Origin of the sequence: Micromonospora globosa (assembly GCF_000717585.1) — a bacterium.
Classification (GTDB): Bacteria; Actinomycetota; Actinomycetes; order Mycobacteriales; family Micromonosporaceae; genus Micromonospora; species Micromonospora aurantiaca.
Window position 1 is genome coordinate 1 of record NZ_JNZR01000114.1, and the last position, 215, is coordinate 215.

Genomic DNA, 215 nt, shown 5'->3' on the forward strand with positions numbered 1-215 from the left:
CACCCCCGCCAACCGCTCCGCCGTCAGCCCCTCCACCACACCGTCATCCAACACACCAGCCGTGTGCACCACACCCGCCAACCGACCCCCGGCAACGATCTCCGCCACCAGACCGAACACCTGGTCCCGGTCCGTCACATCACACGCGACCACCCGCACCGACGCACCCAACGCCGACAACCGCTCCGACAACTCACCCGCACCCACAGCCTCCG

At 69.3% G+C, this 215-nt stretch carries 1 protein-coding gene; it reads right to left on the reverse strand.

Going from position 1 to position 215, the window contains the following annotated elements; genetic code table 11:
- On the reverse strand, nucleotides 1-215 hold a 215-nt coding region (locus tag IF06_RS32745; protein ID WP_157551573.1), incomplete at both ends, for a KR domain-containing protein.